Genomic DNA, 22,845 nt, shown 5'->3' with positions numbered 1-22,845 from the left:
TCCGGCTTCCACAGACGAAGTATGTCCTTGTCGACATATGCCGGCGGGCCGCACACGCCATGCCGCAGGCTTGTCTCTAACCTATCGTTTTCTCGAGCATATTGAGCCAGTTGCGATAGGCGATTTTTTCGATCAGTGCGCGGCCGAAACCGCGTGCCGCCAATGCATCGATCAGCTTCGGCAGGCCGGCGACATCCCCGATGACGGCCGGGATCATGGCGCCGTCGAAATCGGAGCCAAGACCAACGCCGTCCTCACCCAGCGCCTGCAGCAGCGAATCGATATGCCGCACCATGATGTCGAGGCTTGTGTCGGCATTCATGCGACCATCCTCGCGCAGGAAGCCGGTTGCGAAGTTCAGCCCGACCATGCCGCCGGTTTCGCGGATCGCGCCGAGCTGCCAGTCGGTCAAGTTGCGCGAATGGCCGCAGATCGCGTGCACGTTGGAATGGGTCGCGACCAGCGGCGCATCGCTGAGCGCCGCGACATCGCGAAAGCCCTTCTCGTTGAGATGCGAGAGATCGATCATGATCTTCAACTGGTTGCAGGCCTTGACCAGCGCCTTGCCGGCATCGGTCAGCCCGGGGCCGGTGTCGGGTGAGGACGGGAAGCGGAACGGCACGCCGTGGCCAAAGGCGTTCGGACGGCTCCAGACGATGCCGAGCGAGCGCAGGCCGGCTTCATGCAGCACGTCGAGCATGGTGAGCTCGGGATCGATCGCCTCGACCCCTTCGATGTGGAACACCGCGGCGATCGAACCTTGCGCCATGGCATTGCGCACATCGCCGGCGCTACGGCAGACGGTGAGCGCTCCGGCCCGTTCCAGCCTGAACAGGATCGAGGCCATGGCGATGGTCGAGGTCAGCGCCTCGTTGCGTGGAACCTCGGGCGGCAGCGGTTCGGCGACGCTCGGCGCCAGGGGCACGGCGCCGCGCCTGGATTTCTCGACAGGCGGCGGAAAGATGGCGAACATGCCCCCGGCGAAGCCGCCGGCTTTCGCGCGTGGCAGGTCGATATGGCCGCCCGATTTCCCCTCGATGAACAGTTTTTCGACGTCCGTGTCTTTCGACTGATAGAGTCTGAGCAACGTATCGTTGTGGCCGTCGAAGACGGGAACGAGATCGGTTTCGGTCATTGGGGATCATTCGGTTCGTTTGTCGGCGCGGCGGCTAGGATATATCCTATCTACTTAGGCAGGATGCGCCACCCGCGCAAATGCCAAAGCCGCCCCGGCAGGATGGCAGCCGCTTGCCGCGCCGTTTCCAAGCAACGAAATCCCTACCGCTTCAGCACGTCGGCCCATTCCTGATGGCGGCGGAACTGGGCGTTGGCGAACGGGCAGAGCGGGATGATCTTCTTGCCTGCCGCACGCGCATCCTCGACGGCGCGGGTGACGAGCCGAAGCCCGGCACCCTGGCCGCGAAAGACGTCCGGCACTTCGGTGTGGTCGATGATGATCTGGTGCTCACCGATCTTGGTGAAGGTCATCTCGGCCTCGGCGCCATCGGGTCCACGCAGGACATAGCGGCCCTTGGAACCGCGATCCTCAAGTTCGATCTCAGGCAGTTGGTCAGGCATCGCTATGCTCCTTGGGCAGCATCGGCAAAGAACCGCCGTGCCGCCTCGATCTCGTTTGGCCGCACCTCGTGCCCGCCATCGTGCCATTCCACTGTGACATCGGCGCCGTCGGCACGCAAATAGGCCTCGAGCCGCGTGGTCAGGTTCGGCGGACAGATCGGGTCGCGCTTGCCGGCGGTCATCAGGATATGGCGGCCGGCGAGGCTGCCCTTGACCTGCGGCTCGAACGGGATCAGCGGATGCATCAGCACCGACGCGTCGAACAGCGCTGGAACCGCGAACACCACCGAGGCCAGGACATTGGCGCCGTTGGAATAGCCGAGACCCAGCAGGGATGACGGCTTCGCTGCTTCGACATGGGCCTTGACGAAGCCCGCCACCTTGTCCGTCGCCCGCGCCAGATCGTCCATATCGTAGACGCCCTCGCCGGTGCGGCGAAAGAAGCGCGCGGCACCCTGTTCCGATACATCGCCACGCGGCGAGACGATGGTTGCCTGGGGCGCGAGATCGCGCCCCAGCGACAGAAGCTGGTTCTCATCGGCCCCAGTGCCATGGAAGACGAACAGCAATGGACCGCCCGGCGAACCGGGCAGCAGCTTGTGGATGTAAGCGTCCTTGCTCATGGCCTCAGCCTTCCAGGCTCTGCAGATGCTGTTCAAGATACGGCCGCAGGTGCTGGTGCTGCGACGGCAGCTTCAGCGCTTCGCCCAGATGAGCGGTATCCTCGTCGCGATCGAAACCCGGCTCGTTGGTGGCGACTTCGAACAGCACGCCACCCGGTGTGCGGAAATAGATCGCCCAGAAGTAGTCGCGATCGATCACCGGCGTCACCCCATAGCCGGTGTCCATCAACGCCTTGCGCACTTCGAGCTGCCTGGCGCGGTTCTCGACCGCGAAGGCGACGTGATGGACGGAGCCGGCACCGAGATCGGCAAAGGCCGTGCTCGGCAACGACTCGATGTCGATAACATCGGCGCCATTGCCGTTCTTCACCGCCAGCCGCCTGAGATTGCCGGACTTGTCGACTTCCTCATAGCCCATGAACTTCAGCAGCTCCTCAGTGGCGCCGCCATCCTTCAGCCTGAGCGATACCGAATGGAAACCGCGGATCGCCTGGTCGACCGGAACACCGCCTTTCGCCCAGGGCGCTCTGCCGTCGCCCTTGCCCTCGACCAGCGCGAAGCCGTCACCATCCGGTCCGGCAAAAGCAAGGCGCTTCTCGCCGAAGGTCTCTTCGCGCGAGAGGCCGGTGACGCCCTCATCGGCAAAACGTTTTTCCCAATAGGCAAGCGTGCCTTCCGGCACCGAGTAGACGGTGGTTCCGACTTCGCCGACGCCATGCCGGCCCTTGCCGATGTCGGGGAAAGGGAAATAGGTCATCACCGAACCCGGCGTGCCGGTCTCATTGCCATAATAGAGATGATAGACGTCGGGCGCGTCGAAATTGACAGTCTTCTTGACCCGGCGCTGGCCGAGTTTCCTGGTGAAGAAATCGTTGTTCTGGCGGGCATCCCTGGCCATCGACGTGACGTGATGCAGGCCCTTGATCTGGTCGAGCATTGTCTTGCTCCTTCCTTGTGCATGTGCGGCCCTCGCCGCTGTCTACGCCAATATGAGGACCAGAGCAGTTTACGCAAAGGCGGCAAACACAGAATGGACTGTGTCGTAAAAGTGAACGATGAAACGAAGTTTGTTCACCAATTGGCTCGCAGGTCAGACTTGCGCCGTGGCCAGAATTCGTTTCCATGAACGGCGTTCGACCTCCCGCGACAAAGGTATCGTGAGTGACTGGAAAAGCCAGGCGGCCCAACATTCTCCTGATCACATGCGATCAGTGGCGTGGCGATTGTCTGTCCGCAGCCGGTCATCCGGTCGTGCAGACGCCGAATGCCGACGCTTTGGCCGCGGAGGGTGTGCTGTTCAAGCGGCACTATGGCGGCGCGGCGCCCTGCTCGCCCGCCCGCGCCTGCCTCTACACCGGTCTCTACCAGATGAACAACCGCGTCTGCCGCAACGGCACGCCGCTCGACGCCCGCCACGGCAACATCGCGCTCTCGGCTCGCGCTCTGGGCTATGATCCGACGCTGTTCGGCTACACCGACGTCTCGCTCGATCCGCGCCTGCTGGCGCCGGGCGATCCGCGGCTGCAAAGCTATGAAGGCGTGCTGCCCGGCTTTACGGTGCGCCAGTTGCTGCCGGAGCACCAGAAGCAATGGCTATCCTGGCTGGAGCTGCAAGGTGTCGACGCCAGCGCCGGGTCCCCCGACATCCACCGTCCGCTGGCCGACGGCGTGGCCGGGACCACCATCAGCAACGCGCCGCCCGTCTACTGCGGGCAACAAACCCCGGCGGCCTTCCTCACCGGCGAATTCACGCGTTGGCTCGGCGAACAGGAGCACGCCACGCCGTGGTTCGCGCATCTTTCCTTCATCAGCCCGCACCCGCCCTTCATTGTGCCGGAGCCCTACAATACAATGTACGATCCGGCTGACGGCGCGGCCTTCCGGCGCGCGGCAAGCTGGCAGGAAGAGGCGGGAAACCATCCCTACCTTGCCTATGATCTCGGCCGGCAGAAACAGATAAAATTCCGCCCAGACGCCAGAGGCAAGGTGCTCGACTGGAGCGAAGACGATTTTCGCCGCATCCGCGCGATCTATTACGGCATGATTTCCGAGGTCGACGCGCGGCTCGGTCGCGTCTGGCAAGCGGTTAAGGCCGCAGGCGCGTGGGACGACACCATCATCGTGCTGACCTCGGACCATGCCGAGATGATGGGCGACCATTTCATGCTGGGCAAGGGCGGCTATTTCGACGGCAGCTATCACATTCCGCTGATCATTCGCGATCCGCGCCACGGCAAGGCGGCCGGCGGCAGTGTCGACAGCTTCACCGAAGCGGTCGACATTTTGCCGACGCTTCTCGACCTGCTCGGCGAAAAGCCCGCGCCGCATCTCGACGGCGCCTCGCTGAAGCCGTTCCTGAGCGGAGAAACCCCTGCGGCGTGGCGCGATGCCGCGCATTGGGAGTTTGACTTCCGCTCGATTGCCGCGGGCGAGGCCGAAAACCATTTCGGCATCGCCGCACGCCAATGCAACCTCGCCGTTATCCGCACGGAACATTTCAAGTATGTGCATTTCGGCGGCAACCTGCCGCCGCTGCTGTTCGATCTGGAAAACGATCCGGGCGAGCTGGACAATCTCGCGGCCGACCCCAGTCATCTGACCGTGCGCCTGGAATTCGCCGAACGGCTGCTCGCCTGGCGGGCCGAACATCTCGACCAGTCGTTGGCACTGGCCGAATTGACCGAGAACGGCCTAGTCGGCCATGCCGCTGGCCTGCCACCTGGCCACACATAAATAAAGCCCGCGCCGTTGCCAGCGCGGGCTTCATTTGGCTGAACAGAATTACCTTACGATCATGCGCTGCTGATCGCGCTGTTCGGCATAGCTGCCCTTGTCATAGGCGGTTTGAGCCTCGAGCTGTTCCTTGGTGAAGGTCGTGTACAGGTATTTGTTGCCGTCCTTGTCGGTCATGAATTTGAGATTATCCATGCCGACCGCGACTTCCTTCTCGCCAATGCCGAGGAAGCCGCCGACGTCGACGATCACCGCGTCGGCCTTCTTGTCGGGCGCAAGCACGACATCGCCGATCTCGCCGACCCTGGCGTCGTTGGCGCCGTAGACAGTCGTGCCCTTCAGGTCATCGGCACGAATCTCGCCGACCGGCATCTCGGTCAACGTCGACTTGTCGATGGCGGCAGTCTGTGTCTGGTCGGGAGCCGAGGCGTCAGGGGCCGTCGCTGCCGGAGCTTCGGCGGTCTTGTCTGCCGGAGCGACAGCAGGAGCCGTGGTGTCAGAGGGCAGAGCTGCCGGAGCGGTGGCCGCAGGCGCATTTGAAGCCGTCGTTGCCGGCGCCGGATCATACGCCTTGCGGTCGAAATCCGGCTGCGCCTGCAGCTCTTCCTTGGTGGTCTGGGCGACCAGCCAACGGTCGCCATTCTTCTCGGCCCACTGCGCCTTGGAGAAGTCATAGGTGACGTTCTTGGCGCCGAGACCAAGGAAACCACCAACGCCGATGACAAGGGACTCGGCCTTGCCTTCCTTGGTCAGCACGATGTCGTTGACGTCGCCGATATTCTGCGCGTCGTCGCCGGTGCCGTTATAGACATTTTCACCGATGATGTTGGTGGCAAGGTTACCATCCGCGCGCTTCACCGGTTCCGCCGGTGCGGCGTTCATGTCGGCCGGCTTTTGTGCCGTATCCGTCGTAGCGGGTGCCGTCGGTGCTGTCGCGTCGGTCGATGCGGCAGGCGCCGGGGCCGGCGCGTAGGGCTTGCTGTCGAATTCTGCCTGTGCCGTCAGCTCGTCCTTGGTCGTCTGGGCTACCAGCCAGCGGTCGCCATTCTTTTCGGCCCACTGCAGCTTACCGTAGTCGAAGGCGACGCTCTTGGCGCCGACGCCCAGAAAACCGCCGACGTCGATGACAACGGATTTCGCCTGCCCATCCTTGTCGAAGACGACGTCGCTGACCTTGCCGATGTTCTCGGCGTCATCACCGGTGCCGTTGTAGACGGACTCACCGATGATGTTGGTGACGATGCTGCCCTCTGCGCGGAGCGTAGCGGCGCCTGACTCCTGAACGGCTGGGCTCTGCGCCGGCGCTGGGGTCGTCGCACTCTGCGCATAAGCGCCGGTGGCGATCAGCGTTGCGAGTGCGGTGGTGGCTAAAAGATTGCGGATCATGATAGTCTCTCCTCGTGCCTGATCTCATGCGCCGCGTCTTCGCCGGAAAGTCGGACGCGGCATCTACAGGTTCACAACGTTGTGACCAGTCTGTTGTTCCGACAAAACCGCTGCTGTCCGGGAATCGGAACCACAGAAATGATCGCGCCGCCGGGCAGCCACCCCGCAGCAGGGGAACCTTTCCGCCGCCGCCGCGTTTCAGCCATAGGCTGGGTGTGTCCCGGCCGCTTTTAGTTGACACGGTGGAGCGGGGCATGAAATTCGCAGCGGTGCTGAACCGGGATGGCGGCACTTTGCGCACCACCGACCTAGCTGCCTTTTCCGACAGGATGCATCAGACGCTGGAGACGGCCGGTCACTCGCTCAGCATCGATATTGTCGCCGGCAAGGACGTGGTGGAAACGCTCGACAGCGCGGCTTCGCGTCGCTCGGTCGATATCGTGCTGGCGGGTGGCGGCGACGGAACCATTTCCGCCGCGGCCGCCCGGTTGATGGGCACGAAGAAGGCGCTTGCCATATTACCGGCCGGCACCATGAACCTGTTCGCACGCGGGCTGGGCATCCCGCAGTCGCTCGATGGGGCGCTGAAATCCTTCGCCGACGGCGAAATCATCGCGGTCGACGTGGCGACGGCCAATGGCCAACCTTTCATACATCAGTTCTCGATCGGCATGCATGCGAAAATGGTGCAACTGCGCCAGAAGATGGAGTTCGGTTCGCGGTTGGGAAAGATCCGCGCCTCGGCCAAGGCGGCTTGGGCGACGATCAACAATCCACCTGCGATGAATGTGACGCTCAGCATCGGCGAAGCCGAAATGGCGGCCCGCATCACCGGCATCGGCGTCACCAACAATTTGTTCGGCGAAGGCCATTTGCCCTACGCCGACAATCCGGCGGGCGGCGTGCTTGGTGTCTATGTCACGGTGGCGAAGCAGCGCGCCGAACTGGTCAAGTTCTTCTTCAACGTGGCGCGCGGCAAATGGCGCGACAACGAACATGTCGAAATCCACCAGACGAACAGAACGGTGCTGAAAATCCATTCGAGCAGCCGCAAGTTTCGCGCTGTGATGGACGGCGAATTGGTCAGGCTTGACCGTGAAACGGTAATCGAAATCCAGCCTGGCGCGCTGAATGTACTGGTGCCGGCGAGCGCGGCCCAATCGAGAGCCGCCTGATGCGATGCGTTGCAACGAACAAACCGGCTTTAACCAGCAGGAGCCTGCTCGGTGGTGCTAGGTGTGGGGACATGCTGTTCATCGCTGGTTGGCGCCTTGATCAACACACCATAGATCTCGGCAACGCCCCACGCGGCAAACACCAAAAGCAATGCGGCGATCAGGATTCGAAATCCATGCCAGCCCCATCGCCCCTGCCGCGCCTTGTTTTCTGGAATGATCTTGGCCATGCTCGATCCCTGTCTCATACTGCACCAACTGGCGCGCTCGGCAAATCATGGTCGGGTAACGGTTCCTCGCTAGGATGGTTCCGGAAAAGCGCCCTGGCCTTGCACCAGTGCAAGCATGCGACGTCGAAGACCGGGACGAGGCAATTGGGGTGACTGGCAAGACGCAAACAGCACCCGATCTGCCGGCCGAAGTTGCGCGCGCAGTCAAGGATGTTGACCGGTTGGCCGTGCTGCACGGGTTGGAGATGCTGGATACGGCGCCTGACCCCGATTTCGACCGGGTCAGCAGCCTTGCCGCGGCGGTGATGCAGGCGCCGATGGCCCTGGTCACACTCGTCGACCTCGAACGGCAGTGGTTCAAATCCTGCTTCGGCCTTGACGAGACCGAAACGGCGACCGACGTCTCGTTTTGCGCCCATGCGATTTCCGCCGGCGACGAGCCGATGGTGGTCGTGGATGCAACGACGGACCCCCGTTTCAAGACCAACCGGCTGGTCACCGGAAAACATCATGTCCGCTTCTATGCCGGCGCGCCGATGATCGTGGCAGGTGCCCGCATCGGTACTCTGTGCGTGCTCGACCGCGAGCCGCATGGTTTTCCATCCCGCGCCGAGCTCGACCAGTTGAAGGCGCTCGCCAGCCTCGCCGCCAGCCTGTTCACCCTCAAGGATGCAACCCGCAGCGGCGCGATCGCCGAGGCCGCACTGGTGCGCGAGGAAAAACGACGCGCTATCGCACTCGATGCGGCGTCGCTCGCCAGTTGGGCATGGGACATCCGCACCGATATCATCGAATGCGACACATTGATGTCGGAGCTGTTCAGCCTGCCGCGCTCCAACCGGCTGCGCGCACGTGACATCCTCGCCGCCATCGATCCGCGTGACGTCTACCAGACCGAAACCCGCTTTCGCGACGCCCTGACCGGCAGCGACGACTATTTCGGCGAATACCGGGTGAAGGGCTTTCATCCGCCGCGCTGGCTCGCCACGCGCGGCCGTGTGATCGAGCGTGACGGCGACGGCAAGCCGACGTTGATCTTCGGCGTCAACTACGACATCTCCGAGCGCAAGCTCGGCGACGAACGGCAACGGCTGCTGCTGCGTGAGCTCAACCATCGCGTCAAGAACACTTTGGCGACCGTCCAGGCGCTGGCAACCCAGACCGTGCGCCACGCCCGCCAGCCAAGCCAGTTCCTCGAGGCCTTCGGCGCCAGGCTTCAGGCCTTGGGCATCGCCCACAATCTGTTGTCGGACCGCGAGTGGCGTGGCATCGGCATCAGTGAACTCGTCCAAATCGAGGTCAAACCTTTCGAAACGGCCGAGCAGCCGCGCATGACGATCTCCGGCGACGACCTGCTGCTGTCGCCCGACCAGGCCATCGGGCTTGGCCTGATCCTGCATGAACTCGCCAGCAACGCGCTGAAATATGGCTCGCTGTCGGTGCCGTCAGGCAGGGTCGACCTCGGCTGGAGGACGCAAGGCAGGAGGGATGCCCGGCGTCTTGTGCTGACCTGGCGTGAAAGCGGCGGCCCGCAAGTCGCTCCGCCGGATCGGCACGGCTTCGGCTCGATCCTCATTCGCCGCAGCCTTGCCAAGGTCATTTCCAGCGAAGTGACCCATGAATTCCGGCCGGAAGGCGTATTTGCCGAAATATCGATGCCCCTGGAAGATCTGTCGAAGTGACCTCCCGACAGCTCTATCTCCGCTCGCTCTCGTCCGGATCGTCGGATTTCACATTCTCGCGGTAGATGGCGTAGGCCGCGAGGGCCACGGCCGGCCCCAGAATGACGCCGAGACCGCCTTTTCCCTTAAGCAGGCTCGGCAGCACGGCGAGTGCGGCGGTGATGCCGATCGCCTTCATGTCGGCATTGCGGCGCTGCGCCCGGCGCCGGGCGCGCGAGCCTGCCGATATCCGGTAGACCAGCAGGACAACCCCGGCAAGCACCAGAAAACCGACGCCGAACCCCAGTGCCGCGGCAAGCGGCCCATAGCGCATCGCCGTCCAGATATAGGCGGCCCCGACAAGAAAGCCGAGACCGCAAAGTGCGGCGGCCATGGCGATCACATAGACGATTGCCGCCGTGCGCGCCCGGTATATGGCGGCCACGGTCTCCCCCGAGGCGAGACCCGAGATCAGGGTTGCCAGCATTCCCATCCGAAGCGCGACTAGCGACGCGCGATGAGCGCGAAAAGGAAGCCGACGCCGGCGGCGATCGCCAGTGACGTCACCGGCTTTTCGCGTACACTTGCCATCATCTGCGCTTCGATGTCCTTGGCATTGCTGCGCAGGCTGTCAAAGGCTGCTTCGCCCTGCGCACGCAACTGCTCGACCCCTTCCGTGGCTGCGCGGCGCGCGGTGCCATAACCATGCTCGCCGGTCTTGGCCAGTTGTTTGGTGAGCTTGTCGATGTCGGCCTTCAACTGCCTGATGTCGGCTTCCAGGTCCGCATTTGCACGGGCGTCGTTTGCGGTCTTTCCTGCGGCAGTGGCCATGGCTTAACTCCTTGTGATTGCTTGGTTTCAAACGCGCTGCCCGCCTCAAGGTTCCGGCATTGGGACAAAGTAGCCGAAAACGCATCGGCGCGCACCCGGTGCGTCGGCTCCGGCAAGAGACGCTTCCTCAGATTAATGGCCGGCGCGCTTCACCCAGCCCTTCCCAGCCGGCGAGCCGCTTGAGGCCTTCATTGTCGGAGACCACGCAGCCGCCGTCGCGCCAGACGATCAGCTTGCGATCCATCAGCTTGCGGATTGTCTTGTTGGTGTGAACCAGCGACAGGCCGAGCGTATCGGCAATGTGCTGTTGCGTGATCGGTATCTGGACAGATTGGTTGCCATTCAGTCCGACGACCTTGGCGCGGCTGCCGATGAAGGCGATGAGATAGGCAGCGCGCTCGATCGCACTGCGGCGCCCGAGGCTGAGCAGGTTCTCGTCCAGCATCCGCTCTTCACGCGATGCGATCCAGGTGATGTCATAGGCCAGCCCGGGATGATTGCGGTACAACTCATGCAGATATTCGCGCTCGAAAACACACAGCAGCATCGGCGACAGGGCCTCCACGGAATGCTGCATCTCGCCCATCACACTGCCTTGCAGGCCGATCAGATCGCCGGGCATGAGATAGTTGAGGATCTGGCGGCGGCCGTCCCGCAACAGCTTGTAGCGAAACGCCCAGCCGGAGAGCACGGTGTAGAGATGGGCGCTATGGCTTCCCTCCACCAGCACCGTCCCACCCTTTTCGACTGCGAGTTCGCCCTTCTTGAATTTGCTGATGAAGGCCAGTTCCTGTTTTTCGAAATCGCGGAAAATCGGCAACGGCCGCAATGGGCAGTTCTCGCAAAGATATTGGCGGCTGGAGAAAGCGCTATTGTTCTGGACTGACATTTCGACCCCCCTTCGAAAGCCCGCTCTTGGAGGAGCGCGTTTCATCGCGTTGCAAGGATTGAGGTTCCGCCCGCTTGCCACATGTCTTTTTTAAATGACAGCAAGCGAATTAGCGATCATGACTCCGGCGTTTCAAGGAGTCTTTGCCTGTGCCCACATTGCTTGACGGATTGCGGATTCTGGTCCTGGAGGACGAATTTCTGATCGCCATGGATGTCGAGCAGCTTTGCCGCGACCATGGCGCCGATGAGGTGGTGATCGCCCGTGACCTGACCGAGGTCGATGGCCGCGAGGTCGCCACGCGATTCGATGCAGCCATTGTCGACTTGATGCTGGGCGGCGCCTCGACGATCGATTTCGCCTCCGGGCTGCGCGCGGCAGGCATACCTTTCGTGTTTGCGTCGGGCTATTCGGATGCCGATGAAATCAAGGCCTCGTTTCCGGGCGTCAGGCTGGTTGGCAAACCCTATTCGGGTGAAGACCTCGTGCAAGCGGTCGCCGCGGCCTGCGGACGCGCTTGAGACACGATCGCGGTCAACTCGCAGGCGAGCTCGTTACCTGGGCCGAAATTGCGTCCGGACCATACTCGTCCTCGCCTGATATTTTCAGGATCTCCTGCAAGCGCGTACGGGCTCGGCTGACGCGGCTTTTGATCGTCCCCACCGCGCAACCGCAGATCTCGGCGGCCTCCTCGTAGGAGAAACCAGACGCGCCGATGAGGATGATGGCTTCGCGTTGGTCCTCCGGCAATTGCTCCAGCGCTCCACGAAAATCCTTCAGGTCAAGCTGGCCGTGCTGAGCCGGATGAACGGCAAGCCTGGCCGTCATGATACCGTCGCTGTCCTGCACTTCGCGCCCGCGCTTGCGCATCTGCGAATAGAACTCGTTGCGCAGGATGGTGAAAAGCCAGGCCTTGAGATTGGTGCCGGGCTGGAAGCTCTCATGCTTGTCCCAAGCCTTGACGAGCGTTTCCTGGACGAGGTCGTCGGCTTTATCGGCATTTTGCGTCAGCGACACGGCGAACGCGCGCAGACTTGGGATTGCCCCAAGCAGATCAGTCTTGAAGCCTTGTGAGACCGCGGCCATGCCTCAGTCCTTCTTCTGTGCGGGTTCAGCCTGTTCCAGCTGGCTAAGCAACTGGGAAAAGCGATCCGGCACATCGTCGGAGACCAGCGCGTCATAATATTGTTTGAGTTTGCGTCCGATTTCGGAGTTCGGCCCAAGAGCATCACCAGAACCGTTCCGGCGCCTGCTCTCGGCGCCAGCCAGAATATCTTTCGTCATATCCTTCATTTTGCCCTTGTATTCCCAGCGCTCAAGCCGCTCTTATCATACTCAACACAACGCAAGCGGCGCCCTCGTCTGGCTGCCCATCCCGACCACAAACGCCACTCCCCGGCTTTTGTTCCATCGAGGCGGAACTTTTTCAAAAAATCCGCGTTAACGTCAGGGCTTGCAGTCAGCTTGACCTATGCACCTATGCAATCACGTCATTCTGAGGGAGACGTCTTACCATGAGCTTATCCGCCACCATCGCACCACATCTGCCCTTCCTGCGCCGCTTCTCGCGGGCTGTTTCCGGGTCGCAAGAGAGTGGTGATGCGCTGGTAGCCGCGATGCTCGAGGCCATCATCGCCGATATCGAGATATTTCCCGAAGCATCGAGCGACCGCATCGCGCTGTACAAGGTTTTCGCCAAGCTGTTCACATCGGTCGCCATCCGCGTCCCACAGGAGCAGGCGCAATCGGCGTGGGAACAGCGCACCGCCGCCAATCTGAATGCGATCGCGCCGCGGCCCCGTCAGGCCTTCCTGCTCGTGGCTGTCGAAGGCTTCAGCGAGGACGAAGCGGCTGAGATCCTCGACGTCGGCGACCAGGAGTTTTCAGAGCTGCTTGCCCAGGCGAGCAACGAGATATCCCGTCAGGTGGCAACCGACGTTCTGATCATCGAGGATGAACCGCTGATCGCCATGGATATCGAAGAAATGGTAGAGAGCCTCGGGCACCGCGTCGTTGGAACGGCGCGCACCCATGCCGAGGCAGTGATGATGTTCGGCAAGACACGGCCGAAGATGGTGCTGGCCGACATCCAGCTTGCCGACGGCAGTTCCGGCATCGAGGCCGTGAACGAGATCCTGTCATCGACGTCGGTGCCGGTCATCTTCATCACCGCCTTCCCCGAGCGCCTCTTGACTGGCGAACGGCCGGAACCGGCCTTCCTGGTCACCAAGCCGTTCAATCCCGACATGGTCAAGGCGCTGATCAGCCAGGCACTGTTCTTTGACCGCCAGGCGAAAGCCGCCGCATAGTCGTGAATTGAGGAGTGGAGGAATTGAGGAATTGAGGAATTGAAGGCGATAGCCTCGCTCGCCGATTTCTCCAGATCATCAAATCGTCAATTCATTAATTCCTCAATTCCTCACTTCGGGCAGCCTGATGCACGCATCGGGCGGTGACGGCTAATTTCCTGCGCGTCCGGTTGCCTACCGAATTGCAAGCTCGGTCTTTTTCGGCAAAGGGTGGGAACAAACCGCAACCACCCACGTTTTTATCGCACCATTCGAAGGAGATGCATCATGCTTTACTGGGCGCTCGTATTTCTCGTCGTTGCGATCATCGCCGGCGCGCTTGGTTTCGGCGGCATCGCCGGTACATCTGCCGGCATAGCGCAGATATTGTTTTTCATCTTCCTCGCCTTCCTGGTCATTTCGCTTCTTGCGGGCCTGTTCAAACGGGCTTCGTAACAACGAACGGCCGAACACTGGAAGCCGCACCCCTCAAACGGTTTCCAGCCACCGCCGGGCGGTGTCCTAAAGGACGCCGTCCGGCGGACCGTTTTTTGGCGGCGGGTTCGGGAAACCTGTTTGGAACCCATTCACCGGTGAGCCGTTCAGCCTGAATTGGGTGGACAGTTTGGCCGATGGGTTCCAGGACCGGAAACAGGAAGGACGACGTGCAAAGCGATGAAGTCATCGCCCTCCATCCTGCCGAAAGCGGCATGCAGCTCGGCCGCGCCCTTCTTCACGCGTTGCACAATGCCGGCATTTCCGTTCTCTACCAGGATCGCGAGATGAAAACCGTATGGGCGCGCAACATGCGTGCGCCCTGGGTTGCGGACACCACCGACAGCATCGGTATTCTGCCGGAGGCGCAGGCCGACCGCATCGGCGCGGCCAAGCGCGACGTCATTGCATCCGGCAACCCCCAACGTCTCGAGATCAGCATTCCCGTCGAGGATGGCAGCCGCTGGTTTGAGGTCTGGATCGATGCCGACCACGGCGACGGCGGCACGGTGCAAGGCGTCGTCACCACGATGGTCGAGACGACCGAGCAAAAGCGCCGCGAGCAGACCCTGACGACGCTGTTGCGGGAGGTAAGCCATCGCTCCAAAAACCTGCTGGCGATCATCCAGAGCATAGCCACCCAGACCGGTCGCTACTCCGACAGCATCGGCGATTTCCTGACACGCTTTCGCGGCCGGCTGCAATCGCTGGCTTCGTCCCAGGATCTCGTGACCTCTTCCAACTGGCGGGGTGCGGCGCTTCGCGAACTCGTATCGGGCCAGGTGGGCCGCTACGGCGGCGATCCGGTTCGCAGCCTGAGGTTTCAGGGGGCAAACCCCTATCTCAATCCCAACGCTGCCCTGCATATCGGCCTTGCGATGCATGAACTCGCCGTCAATTCGGTGAGCTATGGCGCCCTGTCGCGGCCCGATGGATTCGTCGATGTTACAGCTAACCTGACCGCCGCCGACACGGGAACCTCCCTGTCCCTGACATGGGCCGAGGCAATCGGAGCCAGTGATGTTATGCGTAGCGAGAAGCGCTTCGGCAGCGTCGCACTCGAACGGGTCGTGCCGACGTCGCTGAACGGAACGGCGACGCTCGAAATCGCGGCTGGCCGTCTCGAGTACCGCCTTGTCGTTCCGCACGGCAATTTCGAGACGGATTGAGCGACCCGAGCTTCCTTAACCAGCTGTTCACCATAAAAGCAGATGCTGTTTTTCCCAGATACCGCTGGAACTTGTTGCATCATCGAACATTTCCGCAGCAGGATTTGCAGCATGGTGCGGGAGGAATGCCTTGACGGTTGCCGACATGAACAGACTGGAGCAGGCCGCCCGGATTTCTATGGGCGAGTTTGAGGACTCCGAGGCATCCGCGCCACCGCTGGCCCCTGTTCCCAATGGGGCCTTGCGCCTTGTCGCGCTGGGCCTGCTGGCCGTGATCGCGGTGGTCGCCCTGTACCAATTGGTCTGAGGCCAGCTCGTTTCGGCCGGTGACAGAATCGAGCGAGCCAGGAACTTTGGCGAATGTAGACCGTTACTATGGCGAGAGGACTTCCCGCCATGGAACATATCGCTGCATTGCTGCTGGTCATCGGTTGCTCGAACACGATGGCCGACTGCCGTGAACTCCAGGTGCCCGTAAGCGTTTTCGCGAGCGCCGAGCAATGCGTGGCCGAACGCCCATTCGTCTTGGGCGACGTGCAAGGGCAGGCTGACCACATCGTCGCCAAATGCCTTGCTGTCGATCCGGCGCTTGAAGACGACTATGATCAGATCGTCTGGAATGTGCGCGCCGATGGTACGCTTGACGCATCTTTGGCAATTTCCAGCCTCGTAATGGCGTCGAACGCGGCACGCCCAGAAAAAGACTATCTTCACCAACAATAGATTGCAGCAGCAAAGGCCGTCATTTCATGCTAAATGGCAGCTGGAGCTTTACCAAGTGAGGACAAAAAGTGAGGAGTGACTCTATGCGGAAGATGATTATTGCCCTGGTTGCGGTGGTTGCCGTCAGCGGCTGCACCTCGACTGAGAAGGACGTGGTTGGCGGCGGCTTGATCGGCGCCGGTGTCGGCGGCTTGGTCGGCGGCGGCAAGGGCGCGCTGATCGGCGCGGCTGTTGGTGCCGGTTCCGGCCTGCTGGTGCGCAACCTGCGCAACGGCTATTGTCAATATCGCGATCATCGCGGCCGGATCTACACGGCTCGCTGCAACTGATTCGGCGATAATCGAAACGTCGATCCGGAGGCCGGTCCGCTGGCCTTCGGATTTTTCATGTCTGGACGCTTGATCCTTTTCGGTTGAAGGTCGCGCTCAGTTGGCGAGTGGAATTTTGATTTCCACGTTCAGCCCATTGGCTTGGTAATCACGTTTGATCGTACCGCGCAGCTCGCGGGTCACGTTGAGATCGATCAGCTTGGTGCCGAATCCGGTCTTGGCTGGCGCTTCGAGTTTCGTCTGCCCGTTTTCGCGCCAATTGAGAGCCAGCGTCCTGTCGCGCCCGCGCCCTTCGACCGACCAGTCCACTTTCAGCGCGCCGACGGAATTGCCGGCTTCGCCGTATTTCAGCGCATTCGTCGCCAGTTCGTGGAAGGTCAGGCCGAGCGCTTGCGTCGTGGTTTCGTCGAGCAGCACCTGTGGTCCCGACAACAGCTCATCGGGTAGCTCCTTGCCGAACACCTGACCCAGCTCGATGCGCAGGAGATCGCCAAGATCGGCCTTCTGCCAGCGCGAGCGCGTCAGCATATCCTGGGACGCCGCCATCGCCTGCAGCCTGGCCGAGAAGGATGCGGAAAACTCGTTGACGTCGGTAGCCCGCGATGCTGTCTGGCGCGCGATAGCCAGCACCCTGGTGATCGAATTCTTGATGCGATGCTTCATCTCCTGCAGCATCAGGTCTTTTTCGATCAAGCTCTTTTCCGTCGTTTCGTGCAACCGCGACGCTGCCTCATAGGCCCGCTCCTGATAGCGTGCCACCAGCGCGATGGCGCCCGCCAACAGCAGGCCGAACAGCCCCAGCATCACCGGAATGGCGCGCGACGACGGCTGCGAGAAGGCGCTTGTCGGCCGGAACAGGACAGTCCATGGCCGTCCGGCGACGATGATCTTTCGGGTGACCAGCAGCCTGTCGCCCAAAGTGGAAGCCGGCGGCGTCTCAGACCGGAACAACAGATTGTCGCCGTTCACGGCACCATCGCCATCATAGATTTCGGTGTTGACCGGCAGCAGCGGCGACCGGCTGAGCGCGGTCTGGAACAGATCGCGAGCCCGAAAGGCCGCATAGAGAAAACCGGCCGTCGAGGATCTCGAAGCATTGATGACGTCGGGAGCGGTTTCGACATTGAGCCGCACGAAAACGAAGAAGCCGGTGAACGTCTGCGCGGCGCCCGTGTCCTGGCCCAGCTGCACCAGCCCGCTGGCGTGCTGCTGGTCGTCGGACATCGCCTTTTCGATCGCCACACGCCGCACCGGTTCGCTGAACATGTCGTAGCCGATGCCGGCTTGGTTGGATGGATCCAGCGGTTCGAACAGCATGATAGGAGTACGCCAGGGTTGCGTGGTATCCGGGTAGATTGGATGACTGACGCCATAATCGTGCAGCATATCGCGTTCGACCGTCGCCTCGTCGCCCGCCTTTGCCAGCCTGAGGAAACCGATGCCGCGCAAGCCGGCGAAATTCTTGTCGACATCGAGCGCGGTGAAGAACGCCTTGAACTCATTGCGAGAAATATCGCCATTGCGGGCGTCGAACAGGGCCTGCGTCGAGCGCAGCAGCGACAGATGCAGGTCGATGCGGCTCTCGATCCGGTTGAGCGCATCGTCGGCAGTCGCCTCGAACTTGATGCGCGCGGCTTCCTGCGTGGCGAAATAGGCAAAACCTGCCATCACCATGCTGATCAGCGCGACGGCGATAAAGGCGATGATCGGGAAAAGCTTCTTCAACGGATCGTGCGGTCCCTGAGCGATGTCGGACCTTTATGGGCAAGTCGCCGTGCCAATACAATGCCAAGGCCAAGCCATCCTTACGGCTGGCATATCACGTGTCCGGCAACCGCGATCTGGCTCGATCTCAGGCCGCTATCTTCAGCGCGCCCGGTCCGGGAATGGCGCCCGGCGGGCATTTGCCCAGAATGATCATCCCCAGCACCTCGTCCTGGCTGACATCGGTGGTGCGGGCGGTGCCGACGACCTGGCCGTTCTTCATGACGCAGACCCGGTCGGCTAGCTCGAACACATCGTGGATATCGTGGCTGATCAGGAAGATGCCGATGCCGTCGGACTTGAGCTGCTTGACCAGTTCGCCGACCTGCGCCGTTTCCTGCGGACCAAGCGCCGCCGTCGGCTCGTCCATGATCAGGATACGCGCATTGAACAGGATTGCACGCGCGATCGCCACCGATTGCCGCTGGCCGCCCGACAGCTTGATCACCGGCTCCTTGAAGCGCTGGAAGCGGGGATTGAGCCGACCCATCACCTTGCGCGCCTCGGCCTCCATGGCAACGTCGTCGAGCGTGCCCCAGGCGGTCATCAGCTCGCGGCCGAGGAACAGATTGGCGGCGGCGTCGACATTGTCGGCTAACGCCAGCGTCTGGTAGATCGTCTCGATGCCGTATTTCTTGGCATCGCGTGGATTGGAGATCGATGCCTCCTCGCCGTTGACGAAGATCTGGCCCGAATCGCGCTTGTAGGCGCCGGACAGGATCTTGATCAATGTCGACTTGCCGGCGCCATTATGGCCGAGCAGCGCCACGACCTCGCCGGGGAAAAGATCGATCGAGGCGTCGTCGACGGCGCGGATGCCGCCAAACGCGATCGAGATGTTCCTCATGTCGATCAGCGCGGTGGCTGCAGGAGCAGTCTTGTCAGTCATGGCATGCCCTCCTAGACGCGCTTGCGATAGACGGTGTCGAGCCCCACGGCGATCACCAGTACGGCGCCGACGACGATGCTCTGCAGCGGCGAATCGACGCCAAGCAGCACCATGCCGGACTGCAGCGACTGCATCAGCAGGGCGCCGAGCATGGCGCCGATGATCGTTCCCGACCCGCCGGCAAGCGACGTGCCGCCGATCACGGCGGCTGCAATGACCAGCAGCTCGTCGAGCGTTCCAAGCACGTTGGTGGCCGAATTCTGCCGGGCCGAGGAGATCGCTGCGGCGATCGTGGCCAGCACGCCCATGATCATGAACACCTTCATGGTGATCCAGCGCGTGTTGATGCCGGCGAGATTGGCCGCCTCCGGATTGCCGCCGATGGCGAAGACATAGCGGCCGAAGCGGGTGCGGTTGGTGATGAAGGTCATGACCAGCCCGACGGCAACCGCCATCAGCACCGGTATGGCGATACCGTGGGCGATGAACAGGCCGCCTTCGGGAACGGTGATGTTGTTGGCAGCCGCATATCTGTTCACGATGCCGATCGGCCAGGGGTAGGAGTTGGCGAGCCAGACCGCACCCATGATGGCGCCGCAGGTGACGACTCCAAGCAGCGTCTCGGCCCAGATCGGACGTAGCGGAAACCGGAAACGCTTGCGTTGCACCCGCCCGTTGAACAGCCCAAACACCACGGCGAGGCAGGCGACGATCCCGACGACCCAGCTCCAGGTCGCGCCGATCGATCCCGCCGGCCCGCCGCCCATCAGCTGAAAGGTGGCATCAAGCGGCGCCACGGTCTGGCCTGACGTGACCCACCAGGCCGCACCGCGCCAGACCAGCAGGCCGCCCAGCGTCACGATGAAAGCGGGCACTTCGAGATAGGCGATGACGAAGCCTTGAAAAGCGCCGATCAACAGGCCGAGCGCCAGGCCGATGACCAGCGCCAGGACCCAGATCCACGGATTGCCGAGTTCGAGCCCGACAAAGCGCACCAGGAAATGCACCTGGGCAAACCCCATCACCATGCCGATCAGGCCCTCGGCGGAACCGACCGACAGGTCGATGTTGCGCATGACGATGACCAGCACCATGCCGCAGGCCATGATCGCGACCGCGGATGTCTGCACCGACAGGTTCCACAGATTGCGCGGCGTGAGAAAGGTGCGGCTGTCGAAATCGAGCGGGTTGACGCCCAGGCGCAAGCTGGAAATGACATGCAGCCCAATCCAGATGACCAGCAGCGCGCCGATCATGCCGAGCATGCGGGTATCGATCTCGGTCGCCTTCAGGAACCGGGCGACGGCCCCGAGTTCCGACGCGCGCGCCGTATCGGCCTGTGGGTTGGACGTCGTATCGGTCATGATTTCCTCCCACCGACTGGCCGTCTGACGCGCATGCCGGAGCCCAGCCTAGAAGCTATCCGCATGATGCGGAAACACAAAAGTCTTTGAGAAAAAGCCGCGGCTTTTGGGCCGCGGCGTTGAAAATGCAGGAACAAGCCAGCTTTTAGTTGCAGGCCGCGACGGTGCCGGCAGCGACGCCCGTGCAGACTTCTTCCTTCTTGATCCAGCCAGCGTCGATGACGAGGTTGAGATTGTCCTTGGTGATGGCAATCGGGGTCAGGAACAGCGACTTGACGGTGTTGCCGCCCGGCGTCGTGAAGTCCTTGGCGCCGGCAATGTCGCCGGTCTTCTTGCCGTCTGCGAGCTGCGAAGCGATCTCGGCGGCGGTCTTGCCGAGCTCACGCGCGTCCTTCCACACCGACACGGTCTGCGTGCCGAGCGCGATACGGTTCAGCGCGGCGTGGTCGCCGTCCTGACCCGAGACCGGCACTGTGCCGGCAAGGCCCTGCGCCGTCAGCGCCGCGACGGCGCCACCGGCGGTGCCGTCATTGGCCGCGACCACCGCGTCGACCTTGTTGTCGTTGGCGGTCAGGAACTGTTCCATGTTCTTCTGGGCGTTGGCGGGCAGCCAGCCATCCGTGTAGGCTTCGCCGACATTCTTGATCTTGCCGCTGTCGATGGCTTCCTTGAGCACTTCCATCGAGCCCGAGAACAGGAAGTCGGCATTGGGATCGGCACCGGAGCCCTTGATGAAGACGTAGTTGCCTTCCGGCTTGACCTTGAACACTTCGCGGGCCTGCATGCGGCCGACTTCCTTGTTGTCGAAGGTCAGATAGAAGACGTCCTTGTTCTCGATCAGCCGGTCATAGCCGACGACCGGGATGCCTTCGTCCAGCGCTTTCTGCACCGCAGGGCCGATGGCCGAGGCGTCCTGCGCCAGAATGATCAGCGAATTGGCGCCCTGCGAAATCAGGCTTTCGACGTCGGTGAGCTGCTTGCCGGGATTGGACTGCGCATCGGCGGAGATGTACTTGTCGCCGGCGGCCTCGATCGCCGTCTTCATGGCGGCCTCGTCGGTCTTCCAACGCTCTTCCTGGAAATTGGACCACGAAACGCCGACGACCTTGTCCTTCGCCTGCGCGACAGACGCGAGCGTCAGCGACATGGCGGCACCCGCCAGGATGGCGGCTGTGAATCTTTTCATATTATCCTCCCTGCGCCGCGTATGGCGCGACCAAACTGACCCGAGGGCCGGCACAGAAGCCCCTATTTTTTCGAGCCTCGAAAAAACACTGGGCCAACGCCTGAACGCTGTCAACATCGAATCTGATGGATTTTGACGGCCTTTCGAATTTTTTTCGAGTCCCGGAATAAATAAATGACAGGGCGCGCGGCTTCTGCCAGTATTTATCTGCGTTGCCGACAGCGTTCCAGGGCAGGAAGAACCGCGGCGACCGGGAGGACGTGAAAGAACATGTCGGTCGGAATCCGCCACGACGATCTGCGTCGCCGCAACCGGGCGATGGTCATTGCGGCCGTGCGCCAGGCCGGACAACCGTCCCGCACCGAAATCGCCGCGACCACGGGCCTCAGCCACTCGACCATATCGGCGATCTCCTCCGACCTGATCGGCGAAGGCATCCTTACCGAAAGCAAGCCGAGCGAGGCCGGCTCGCTCAAACGCGGCCGGCCGCAGGTCGGCCTCAGCCTCAATCCGGAAGCCACGGCGGTGATGACCGTGGTGCTGTCGCTGAATTTTCTGTCCGTTGCATTCATCGACTATGCCGGCCAGGTGGTATCCGAGGAACAGCGCCGGCTGGACACGCTGACGATGTCGCGCGAGGCGCTGATCGGCGAATGCGTCGCCATCGTGCGGCGGCGTCTTGAAGACCCGGATATCGACGTCCGCGGCATCGCCCGCATCGCGCTGGCCATCCAGGGCATCACCGACACCCGTGCCCGCGCCATGCTGTGGTCGCCGATCACGCCGCACACCGATATCGCCTTCGCCGACATATTCGAAGACGCGTTCGGCATACCCGCCATTATGGAGAACGACTGCAACATGATGGCGGTGGCGCTGCGCTGGCGCGACCCTGATCGTTACCGCGACGATTTCATCGCTATCCTTTTGTCGCACGGCATCGGCATGGGACTGGTGCTGAAGGGCGAATTGTTCACCGGCACCCATTCTTCGGGCGGCGAATTCGGCCACATGATCCATCGGCCGAACGGCGCGCTATGTCGCTGCGGACGGCGCGGCTGCGTCGAAGCCTATGCGGGCAATTACGCCATCTGGCGCAACGCCAGGCAGATGGGCGAGGATGCAGAACCCGTCGCCGATGTCAGCGACGCCGACATGCGCGCCCTGGCTGCCGCGGCCCGCGAAAGGGACGGACCCGAACGGGAAGCCTATCGCAAGGCCGGCGAAGCGCTCGGTTACGGCCTCGGCAGCCTGTTCGCGCTGATCGATCCGGCGCCGGTCGCCATGGTCGGTGTCAGCGCCGCCGCCTTCGACCTGATCGAGCCGGCATTGCGGCAAGCGATTGCCCAGACCGCCGGCGGCCAGCACTCAAAATCGATTTCCTTCGACACAGAGCCGAACGAACTGCCGCTGATCCGCGAAGGCTGCGCCATGCGGGCGCTGATCTTCGTCGATCAGGAGATTTTTGCGCCGGGCGTGCAGGCGAGAGGGAGCGCCGGAAAGAGCGTGGCGTGAGGGCCAGGGTCAAAATT

The 22,845-nt window shown here is 62.2% G+C and carries 26 protein-coding genes; 11 read left to right on the top strand and 15 right to left on the bottom strand.

The annotated features are described in order from the left end of the window. Positions 1 to 76: 76 nt before the first annotated feature. The 4 genes from EOA13_RS19870 to EOA13_RS19855 form a co-directional block, all read right to left on the bottom strand. On the bottom strand, positions 77 to 1,135 hold the full coding sequence (locus EOA13_RS19870) for a dipeptidase (RefSeq protein ID WP_127295190.1): 1,059 nt from the start codon (positions 1,133 to 1,135) through the stop codon (positions 77 to 79). A gap of 143 nt (positions 1,136 to 1,278) precedes the next feature. Beyond that, entirely contained in the window at positions 1,279 to 1,578 is a 300-nt protein-coding gene (locus EOA13_RS19865) for a GNAT family N-acetyltransferase (protein ID WP_013529296.1), read from the bottom strand. Positions 1,579 to 1,580: 2 nt separating this feature from the next. Next, the gene (locus tag EOA13_RS19860; RefSeq protein WP_127295188.1) at positions 1,581 to 2,201 is read right to left on the bottom strand and encodes an alpha/beta hydrolase; all 621 of its coding nucleotides are present in this window, start codon (positions 2,199 to 2,201) and stop codon (positions 1,581 to 1,583) included. A gap of 4 nt (positions 2,202 to 2,205) precedes the next feature. After that, on the bottom strand, positions 2,206 to 3,138 hold the full coding sequence (locus EOA13_RS19855; RefSeq protein WP_127295186.1) for a VOC family protein: 933 nt from the start codon (positions 3,136 to 3,138) through the stop codon (positions 2,206 to 2,208). Positions 3,139 to 3,362: 224 nt separating this feature from the next. Here EOA13_RS19855 and EOA13_RS19850 point away from each other — a divergent pair, with 224 nt between their 5' ends. Continuing rightward, on the top strand, positions 3,363 to 4,934 hold the full coding sequence (locus EOA13_RS19850) for an alkaline phosphatase family protein (RefSeq protein ID WP_127295184.1): 1,572 nt from the start codon (positions 3,363 to 3,365) through the stop codon (positions 4,932 to 4,934). A 48-nt stretch (positions 4,935 to 4,982) separates the two neighbouring features. On the opposite strand, the gene EOA13_RS19845 is transcribed toward EOA13_RS19850, so the two are convergent. Next, positions 4,983 to 6,320 carry a PRC-barrel domain-containing protein gene (locus tag EOA13_RS19845; RefSeq protein ID WP_127295182.1) on the bottom strand — a complete coding sequence of 446 codons (1,338 nt, stop codon included), beginning with the start codon at positions 6,318 to 6,320 and terminating at the stop codon, positions 4,983 to 4,985. Between the two features lie 254 nt (positions 6,321 to 6,574). Here EOA13_RS19845 and EOA13_RS19840 point away from each other — a divergent pair, with 254 nt between their 5' ends. Further along, a complete protein-coding gene (locus EOA13_RS19840) occupies positions 6,575 to 7,495 on the top strand; it encodes a diacylglycerol kinase family protein (RefSeq protein WP_127295180.1) in 921 nt (306 codons plus the stop codon). Between the two features lie 29 nt (positions 7,496 to 7,524). Here EOA13_RS19840 and EOA13_RS19835 read toward each other — a convergent pair whose 3' ends face one another. Then, positions 7,525 to 7,725, bottom strand: coding sequence for a hypothetical protein (locus EOA13_RS19835; protein ID WP_127295178.1), 201 nt, complete (start codon positions 7,723 to 7,725; stop codon positions 7,525 to 7,527). Positions 7,726 to 7,874: 149 nt separating this feature from the next. On the opposite strand from EOA13_RS19835, the gene EOA13_RS19830 reads away from it, so the two are divergent. Then, on the top strand, positions 7,875 to 9,407 hold the full coding sequence (locus EOA13_RS19830; RefSeq protein ID WP_127295176.1) for an HWE histidine kinase domain-containing protein: 1,533 nt from the start codon (positions 7,875 to 7,877) through the stop codon (positions 9,405 to 9,407). A 13-nt stretch (positions 9,408 to 9,420) separates the two neighbouring features. On the opposite strand, the gene EOA13_RS19825 is transcribed toward EOA13_RS19830, so the two are convergent. The 3 genes from EOA13_RS19825 to EOA13_RS19815 form a co-directional block, all read right to left on the bottom strand. Beyond that, on the bottom strand, positions 9,421 to 9,879 hold the full coding sequence (locus EOA13_RS19825; protein WP_127295174.1) for a hypothetical protein: 459 nt from the start codon (positions 9,877 to 9,879) through the stop codon (positions 9,421 to 9,423). 11 nt (positions 9,880 to 9,890) lie between these two features. Beyond that, positions 9,891 to 10,217 carry a DUF883 family protein gene (locus tag EOA13_RS19820; RefSeq protein WP_023811001.1) on the bottom strand — a complete coding sequence of 109 codons (327 nt, stop codon included), beginning with the start codon at positions 10,215 to 10,217 and terminating at the stop codon, positions 9,891 to 9,893. A 127-nt stretch (positions 10,218 to 10,344) separates the two neighbouring features. Continuing rightward, on the bottom strand, positions 10,345 to 11,106 hold the full coding sequence (locus EOA13_RS19815; protein ID WP_127295172.1) for a Crp/Fnr family transcriptional regulator: 762 nt from the start codon (positions 11,104 to 11,106) through the stop codon (positions 10,345 to 10,347). Positions 11,107 to 11,255: 149 nt separating this feature from the next. On the opposite strand from EOA13_RS19815, the gene EOA13_RS19810 reads away from it, so the two are divergent. Beyond that, a complete protein-coding gene (locus EOA13_RS19810) occupies positions 11,256 to 11,627 on the top strand; it encodes a response regulator (protein WP_027163154.1) in 372 nt (123 codons plus the stop codon). Positions 11,628 to 11,640: 13 nt separating this feature from the next. Here the strand turns inward: EOA13_RS19810 and EOA13_RS19805 are convergent, their stop codons facing one another. Then, positions 11,641 to 12,192 carry an RNA polymerase sigma factor gene (locus EOA13_RS19805; protein ID WP_013529285.1) on the bottom strand — a complete coding sequence of 184 codons (552 nt, stop codon included), beginning with the start codon at positions 12,190 to 12,192 and terminating at the stop codon, positions 11,641 to 11,643. Positions 12,193 to 12,195: 3 nt separating this feature from the next. After that, positions 12,196 to 12,399 carry a NepR family anti-sigma factor gene (locus EOA13_RS19800; RefSeq protein WP_023810998.1) on the bottom strand — a complete coding sequence of 68 codons (204 nt, stop codon included), beginning with the start codon at positions 12,397 to 12,399 and terminating at the stop codon, positions 12,196 to 12,198. A 221-nt stretch (positions 12,400 to 12,620) separates the two neighbouring features. Here EOA13_RS19800 and EOA13_RS19795 point away from each other — a divergent pair, with 221 nt between their 5' ends. From EOA13_RS19795 to EOA13_RS19770, 6 genes are all read left to right on the top strand, one after another. Then, positions 12,621 to 13,415, top strand: a complete 795-nt coding sequence (locus tag EOA13_RS19795; RefSeq protein ID WP_023810997.1) for a response regulator — start codon at positions 12,621 to 12,623, stop codon at positions 13,413 to 13,415. Positions 13,416 to 13,682: 267 nt separating this feature from the next. Continuing rightward, positions 13,683 to 13,850 (top strand): DUF1328 domain-containing protein, encoded by a 168-nt coding sequence (locus tag EOA13_RS19790; RefSeq protein ID WP_013529282.1) that lies wholly within the window; start codon positions 13,683 to 13,685, stop codon positions 13,848 to 13,850. Positions 13,851 to 14,026: 176 nt separating this feature from the next. After that, a complete protein-coding gene (locus EOA13_RS19785; protein ID WP_164780187.1) occupies positions 14,027 to 15,058 on the top strand; it encodes a sensor histidine kinase in 1,032 nt (343 codons plus the stop codon). A 130-nt stretch (positions 15,059 to 15,188) separates the two neighbouring features. Next, positions 15,189 to 15,365: a hypothetical protein gene (locus tag EOA13_RS19780; RefSeq protein ID WP_127295168.1), complete on the top strand. Its 177-nt coding sequence runs from the start codon at positions 15,189 to 15,191 to the stop codon at positions 15,363 to 15,365. A gap of 89 nt (positions 15,366 to 15,454) precedes the next feature. After that, the gene (locus tag EOA13_RS19775; protein WP_127295166.1) at positions 15,455 to 15,781 is read left to right on the top strand and encodes a hypothetical protein; all 327 of its coding nucleotides are present in this window, start codon (positions 15,455 to 15,457) and stop codon (positions 15,779 to 15,781) included. Between the two features lie 83 nt (positions 15,782 to 15,864). Then, positions 15,865 to 16,110: a YMGG-like glycine zipper-containing protein gene (locus EOA13_RS19770; RefSeq protein WP_013529278.1), complete on the top strand. Its 246-nt coding sequence runs from the start codon at positions 15,865 to 15,867 to the stop codon at positions 16,108 to 16,110. A gap of 96 nt (positions 16,111 to 16,206) precedes the next feature. Here EOA13_RS19770 and EOA13_RS19765 read toward each other — a convergent pair whose 3' ends face one another. The 4 genes from EOA13_RS19765 to xylF form a co-directional block, all read right to left on the bottom strand. Further along, the gene (locus tag EOA13_RS19765) at positions 16,207 to 17,835 is read right to left on the bottom strand and encodes a CHASE domain-containing protein (RefSeq protein ID WP_127295164.1); all 1,629 of its coding nucleotides are present in this window, start codon (positions 17,833 to 17,835) and stop codon (positions 16,207 to 16,209) included. A 127-nt stretch (positions 17,836 to 17,962) separates the two neighbouring features. Next, entirely contained in the window at positions 17,963 to 18,763 is an 801-nt protein-coding gene (locus EOA13_RS19760; RefSeq protein ID WP_127295162.1) for an ATP-binding cassette domain-containing protein, read from the bottom strand. Positions 18,764 to 18,774: 11 nt separating this feature from the next. Next, the gene (locus tag EOA13_RS19755; RefSeq protein ID WP_127295160.1) at positions 18,775 to 20,127 is read right to left on the bottom strand and encodes a sugar ABC transporter permease; all 1,353 of its coding nucleotides are present in this window, start codon (positions 20,125 to 20,127) and stop codon (positions 18,775 to 18,777) included. Between the two features lie 145 nt (positions 20,128 to 20,272). Next, complete coding sequence (gene xylF, locus EOA13_RS19750; RefSeq protein WP_127295158.1) at positions 20,273 to 21,313, bottom strand: D-xylose ABC transporter substrate-binding protein; 1,041 nt, start codon at positions 21,311 to 21,313, stop codon at positions 20,273 to 20,275. Positions 21,314 to 21,583: 270 nt separating this feature from the next. Here xylF and EOA13_RS19745 point away from each other — a divergent pair, with 270 nt between their 5' ends. Further along, positions 21,584 to 22,828, top strand: coding sequence for an ROK family protein (locus EOA13_RS19745; protein WP_127295156.1), 1,245 nt, complete (start codon positions 21,584 to 21,586; stop codon positions 22,826 to 22,828). The last annotated feature ends 17 nt before the right edge of the window (positions 22,829 to 22,845 follow it).

The organism is Mesorhizobium sp. M7A.F.Ca.US.011.01.1.1, from assembly GCF_003998295.1.
In the GTDB taxonomy this organism is placed as follows: Bacteria; Pseudomonadota; Alphaproteobacteria; order Rhizobiales; family Rhizobiaceae; genus Mesorhizobium.
The sequence above is the reverse complement of the archived record's forward strand: the minus strand, read 5'-3'. Positions and strand labels throughout refer to the sequence as shown.